This window comes from Gorillibacterium sp. sgz306347 (genome assembly GCF_059735245.1).
Map to the genome: position 1 here is coordinate 114,895 of NZ_JCAPET010000011.1, position 6,000 is coordinate 120,894.

General features: G+C 59.1%; 4 protein-coding genes. All 4 read left to right on the top strand.

All coding sequences use genetic code 11. From position 1 onward, the window contains the following. Nucleotides 1-29: 29 nt before the first annotated feature. Nucleotides 30-1,316: a homoserine dehydrogenase gene (locus tag AC6I6H_RS08580; RefSeq protein WP_497953334.1), complete on the top strand. Its 1,287-nt coding sequence runs from the start codon at nucleotides 30-32 to the stop codon at nucleotides 1,314-1,316. 25 nt (nucleotides 1,317-1,341) lie between these two features. Beyond that, nucleotides 1,342-2,340 carry a homoserine kinase gene (gene thrB / locus AC6I6H_RS08585; protein WP_497953335.1) on the top strand — a complete coding sequence of 333 codons (999 nt, stop codon included), beginning with the start codon at nucleotides 1,342-1,344 and terminating at the stop codon, nucleotides 2,338-2,340. Continuing rightward, on the top strand, nucleotides 2,337-3,218 hold the full coding sequence (pheA, locus tag AC6I6H_RS08590) for a prephenate dehydratase (RefSeq protein WP_497953336.1): 882 nt from the start codon (nucleotides 2,337-2,339) through the stop codon (nucleotides 3,216-3,218). Before thrB ends, pheA begins: the two co-directional genes overlap by 4 nt. Before the next feature lie 1,278 nt (nucleotides 3,219-4,496). Next, the coding region (locus AC6I6H_RS08595) for a LysM peptidoglycan-binding domain-containing protein (RefSeq protein ID WP_497953337.1) at nucleotides 4,497-6,000 on the top strand (1,504 nt) is incomplete at its 3' end.

Below are 6,000 nucleotides of genomic sequence, written 5' to 3' on the forward strand. Positions count from 1 at the left end.
TTCATACCGAAGGAGGGTTCGCAAGCTTTATGAAACCGATCAAAGTGGGCATGCTCGGCCTTGGCACGGTCGGCACAGGAGTCGTGCGCATCGTCGAAGGCCACCAGAAGGACCTGCAGCGACAGGTAGGGTCCGCCATTGAAATCACCCGCGTTCTCGTCCAGAATGTGAGCAAGGACCGCGGCGTCAGCGTCGATCCGGCGAAGCTTACGGACGATCCCGAGGCGATTCTGAATGACCCGGACATCGATGTCATCATCGAGGTTATGGGCGGCGTGGAGCCCGCCAAAGGCCACCTGCTTCGCGCGCTCCGGAACGGAAAGCACATCGTAACGGCGAACAAGGACCTGATGGCGCTGCACGGCACCGAAATCATGGCCCTGGCCGAAAAAAACGGCTGCGACATCATGTACGAGGCCAGCGTGGCCGGAGGCATTCCCATCATCCGCACGTTGACGGAAGGGTTCTCATCCGACCGGATTATCAAGATTATGGGCATCATCAACGGAACGACCAACTACATCCTGAGCAAAATGAGCGACGAAGGCGCCGATTACGCGGACGTTTTGAAGGAAGCGCAGGAGCTGGGCTATGCCGAAGCGGACCCGACCTCGGATGTGGAGGGGCTTGACGCGGCCCGCAAAATGACCATTCTCGCCAAGCTGGGCTTCAACGTCAATGTCGAGCTGTCCGATGTCAGCGTGCGGGGCATTTCGCGCGTCACCATCGAGGACATCGCCTACGCCAAACGGCTCGGTTACGAAATGAAGCTGCTCGGCATCGCCGAACGCCAGGAGGACTCGATCAGCGTCAGCGTACAGCCGACGCTTCTGAAAGCCGGCCACCCGCTTGCCAGCGTGGACGGGGTGTTTAACGCCGTTTACGTATACGGGGAAGCGGTCGGGGAGACGATGTTTTACGGGCCAGGGGCCGGCGAAATGCCGACCGCGACTTCCATTGTCGCGGACCTTGTGGCGGTGGCCAAAAACATGCGCCTCGGCGTAAACGGAGCGCAGCTTGCGCCCGCCTATCACGAGAAAAAGCTGCGGACCGACGAGCAGATTTGCTCGAAATATTTTCTGCTCCTTCATGTTGCCGACAAGGCGGGCGTTCTGGCCCGGATCACGCAAATCTTCGCCGAGTACGAGGTGAGCCTGGAGTCGGTGTTCCAGCATCCGAACGAAGTCAACCCGAATGCGGAAATCATCGTCATTACCCACAACGCGAGCCGGGCCGCCATGCGGAAGGTGCTGACGAATTTCGAAGAGCTGGATGTGGTCAGGGAAATACGCAGCGTCTACCGGGTGGAAGGCTGACACAGAACAGAAGGAGAGCAAACCGATGAACGGACTATCGCAAGCTGGCGATCCGACCGGAGGGCGAAACGTCCGAGTGCGGGTGCCTGCCAGCACGGCCAATCTCGGCCCCGGCTTCGACTCGCTGGGGCTCGCTTTAAACCTCTACATCTGGGTCGGCATGAGCGCTTCCGCCGCCACCCGGATTCATCTGCACGGAGCGGAGACGGCCGGGCTTCCGGCGGACAAAACGAATTTGCTGTACCAGGTCGCCCAGAAGGTGTTCGACCGGGCCGGCGTTTCGGTTCCCGAGCTGGAAATTTCCGTGCTCAGCGAAATTCCCCTGACGCGGGGACTGGGCAGCAGCGCTTCCGCGATCATCGGGGCGCTGGCGGCCGCAAATGCTTTGATCGGCGCTCCGCTGTCCGATGACGAGCTTTTTCAGATGGCTTGCGGGCTTGAAAAACACCCCGATAACGTCGGCGCCTCGCTGTTCGGCGGACTTATCGCAGCTTATTGGGACGGCGAACGGGCGGAAAGCCTGAAAATTGAACCCGAGGATCGGCTGGAAGCGGTCGTGGCCATTCCTGATTTTCCTCTGTCCACGGAGAAGGCGCGCACGGTACTGCCCCAAACGCTGCCGATGAAGGACGCCGTGTTCAATATCGGGCATTCCAATTTGCTGGTGGCCGCTTTGGCTACCGGACGCTACGACAAAATCCGGCTGGCGATGAAGGATGTCCTGCATCAGCCGTACCGCGCCGCTCTGGTTCCCGGCATGAAGGAAGTGCTGGAAGGGGCGTCGGAGCACGGCGCGCTTGGAGCGGCCCTTTCGGGCGCGGGGCCGACGCTGATCGCCCTCGTTGACGCGGCGGAAAACCGTAAGGAAGAACTGGAGCGGTTTCTGGCCGCCACGCTGGCGGAGGCGGGAACCGCTGCGGAAATCCGCTGGCTGAAGCCCTGCCGGGAAGGGGCGCGCTTGGAAACGTTGGCCGGCGACCACGTCCGCTTTGCGGAGGAAGCCGGGAAGGGGGACGCCCGGTGAAAAAGATCGCCTTTCTTGGCCCGCACGGAACCGTCACGGAGGAAGCGGTTCGCCATTTCCTGAAGGGCTATGAACAGAATTTTGCATTTGTTCCTTACCGGAACGTAGCCGATACCTTTTTGGCGGCGGCTTCGGGGGAGGCCGACTGGACGGCGGTGCCGATCGAAAATGCCATTGAAGGCTCCGTCAGCCTGCACATGGATCATCTTATTCACGACAACCGGCTGCCGATCCGCGCCGAATGGGTTTATCCGTCCATTCAGAATTTGATCGGCCGGCGGAGCGAAGTGACGAAAGACGGAGACGTGTTTCGGGGCATCCGCAAGGTCGTTTCCATGCCTGTCGCAACCGCGCAGTGCCGGAAGTTTCTGAATACGGCGCTACCGGGAGTGGAGCAGGAGAACGCAAGCAGCACCGCCGAAGGCGTCCGGATCGCCAGTGAAAGCAGCCCGGGCGAAGGCGTGGCGGCGATCGGCTCCCGTCTGGCGGCGGGCATCTACGGGCTGGACATCCTGGCCGCCAATATCACCGATCACCAAAACAATTTTACCCGGTTCGTGCTGGTCGGCGGCGGCGTCCCCGAACTGCCGGAGCCGGAACGGATCAAGACGACCATTGTGGCGACGCCGCCGGAGGATTTTCCCGGCGCCCTGCATCAGCTGCTGTCGGCTTTTGCCTGGAGGCGCATCAACCTGTCCAAGCTGGAATCCCGGCCGACCAAGCTGGCGCTCGGGACGTATTATTTTTACATCGACATCGAAATGCCGGCGGATTCGGTTCTGCTTCAGTCGGCTTTTGCCGAAATTGAGGCGCTCGGGTTCCAGGTGCGGGTGATGGGGTCTTACCCGGTTTATTCGTACCAGCCGGATCTCGTGTAGCGGAGAAGGCTTCGATTTTTTATACGTGCGGCGCGGGCTGGGGCCCGCCGCCGTTATTTTTTGCGCAGGCTCTGCCATTCCGTTTCCGGAAGGCGGGCTTTTTTGTTTTTCCGGCCGGGGCGGGACAAGGTTCGCATTCGTGTCGCCGGGAAGCGGAATGAGTGCTACGGCGCTACGGCGGTTGGCCGGATTAAATGCTTCGCCTCCAAGGGACGCGTGATTGCCAGAAGAGGGAGGGCGGGAAACGAAAGGGGAGGAGGCCGCGTTATGGGAATGGTGCGGGGGAGCTGGCTACCGTTTTGCCCAGTGTCATAATTGAGTTTTGGGTAAGCGAGTTGTCGCGGCATTTGCGTGCGTGCGTGCGTGCGATCCATTGATGGAGATTTGTGTAGGATGCGTCGTCGGTAACTTTGTAGTCTGTTTCGCTCGGCCGGGCATGGGAGGCTAACGGTTGCCACAGCGCTTATTCGGGCAAAAACGGCCCTTTTTTTGATCTAACGGTTGCCACAGCGCTTATGGGGGTTGAAAACGGCTCAATCAAGCAGAAAAAGCGAAAATAAGCTCCGTGGCAACCGTTACAGTTTCCGAACCCTCATTTTTGGTCATATAAGCTCGGTGGCAACCGTTAGAACAACCGGTGGGTCCTTTTGATGCTCGGCGGGAGCGGGACGGGAGTTCAGAATTCTTTGATGCTCAGCGGATGCGGGACGGGACTTCTGAATTCTTTTGATGCTCAGCGGATGCGGGACGGGAGTTCTGAATTCTTTGATGCTCAGCGGGAGCGAAACGGGACTTCTGAATTCTTTTGATGCTCAGCGGGAGCGGAACGGGACTTCTCCGCCTTCACCCGCCAGTGGCGATAACCGGCATCATGTACCGTTCCCAGGCTGCAACCGTGAGTTGTCACGGCATTTCCGGAAAACGACTTCTTCCGTATGGGGAAACGGTATTTTAACCGGAATGAAAGGGAGCGAACCGAAGCAGCGCCGCCGGAACCCGGCTTTTTTCCACAGGTTAAACTGCTTACCCCGCACCCCTTCAACAAGCCAGGATACAGCTCGGAAGACGCGGTCTGGATTCAGGATTGGACTTTTTTCGGTCGAAACGCCTGTTTTTGCGGGCGAAAAACCGGATTTTTTTTCCTTTGGGATGTCAAACGCCCATACGCCCGCATACACTGTAATGAAAATCTGGGCAGGAACCCGTTACACCCGGAATGACGAGCCGGCTGTCCCCGCTAGCGGACCGGCGTTTGACCAATCGAAGGAGGGAACTGTTTTGAAAATTCATGTGGTGAAAGCAGGGGATACGCTGTATGAGCTGGCCAAAAAATACAAGGTAGACCTCGACAAGCTCATCGCCGCGAATCCCCAGCTGACGAATCCCGACAAGCTGGACATCGGGATGAAAATCAAGATCCCGTCGGGCTCGGTCCCCGTTCCGCCGCAGGGCATGATGGCCCACACGGTTAAACAGGGCGATACCATGTGGAAGCTGGCTAAAGCCTACGGCGTTTCCCTGAAGAGCCTGATTGACGCGAATCCCCAAATCACCAACCCGAACATTCTTATGACGGGACAGGTGGTTTACATCCCCAAACATTCGGGCGGCACACCCGCCCAAACGGAAAACGCCGGAACGGGCGCGGGAGCGGAAGCAGGAGCTGGTGCGGGGGCAGGTACCATTCCGGCGGCTCCGGCTCATAACAAAGCCAACACCGCACCCGCGCAGAAAAAAGCGAGCACGGCGCCGATCGAGCAGAAGAAAACCAGCACGGCTCCTGTAGAAAATGTGAAGCCGGCGGAAAACGTGAAGCCCGCGGAGGATGTGAAGCCGGCGGAAAACGTGAAGCCCGCCGAGAACGTAAAACCGGCGGAAAATGTGAAGCCTGCCGAGAACGTAAAACCGGCGGAGAATGTAAAACCCGTGGAGAATGTGAAACCGGCGGAAACCGTGAAACCCGCGGAGAATGTAAAACCCGTGGAGAATGTGAAGCCGGCGGAAAACGTGAAGCCCGCGGAGAATGTGAAGCCGGCGGAACCCGTGAAGCCCGCGGAGAATGTGAAGCCAGCGGAAAACGTAAAGCCTGCGGAGACCGTGAAGCCGGCAGAAATTGTGAAGCCTGCGGAGCTTGTCAAGCCGTCCGACAATTTCCTTCCTACTGCAACTATGAAAAGCCAAACAAAGCCGGCCGCTTCCGATTGGATGCCCCAGCTTTCCGACATCCCGCAGTTCCCTTACTCGGTACCGGACAAAAACGCTTCGCAGCCGCTAATTTCTCAGCAGGAGGCGGGCGGCATGGCTCCGGTCCAGTATTATTCGCAGCAGCTCTTTATGCAGGTCGAGGTCCCGGCTGCGGAAGCCGGCGGCTATCCGAGCGGTGGAAACATGGCCGTGCAGGCGCCCTTTTCCCCTTCCATGAAAGAGGGCAAAGAAAACGCCGCCCCCGTACCCTACGGCTGGCAGCCGCAGTATGCGGCCGATCAAACGATCACGCCGGGGCTGTGCGGAAACTATCCGCAGTATCCTTTTGCCGCCAGCCACGCGCAGTTTGAATGCCCGTCGTCTTACCCGCAGCAGCCCCAGACGGTTTCACCTTACCAAACCCAACCTTTCGGGTATCAGTCCTACGGAAAAGAAAGCCTGGGCGGATTCGGAGGGAAAGGCGATTATTTGCCGCAAGCAACCCCTTATTCCAGTCCTTGGGCGGGCGCAGGCATGACTTATCCAGCGCCCGGCATTCTGCCCGCGTCGATGCAGCCGAACATGGCGCCGGGGATAC

What these genes read in the sequence shown, in the direction of transcription:
- AC6I6H_RS08580 (WP_497953334.1), top strand. Translation starts at nt 30, where the DNA reads ATGAAACCGATCAAAGTGGGCATGCTCGGCCTTGGCACGGTCGGCACA.
- thrB (WP_497953335.1), top strand. Translation starts at nt 1,342, where the DNA reads ATGAACGGACTATCGCAAGCTGGCGATCCGACCGGAGGGCGAAACGTC.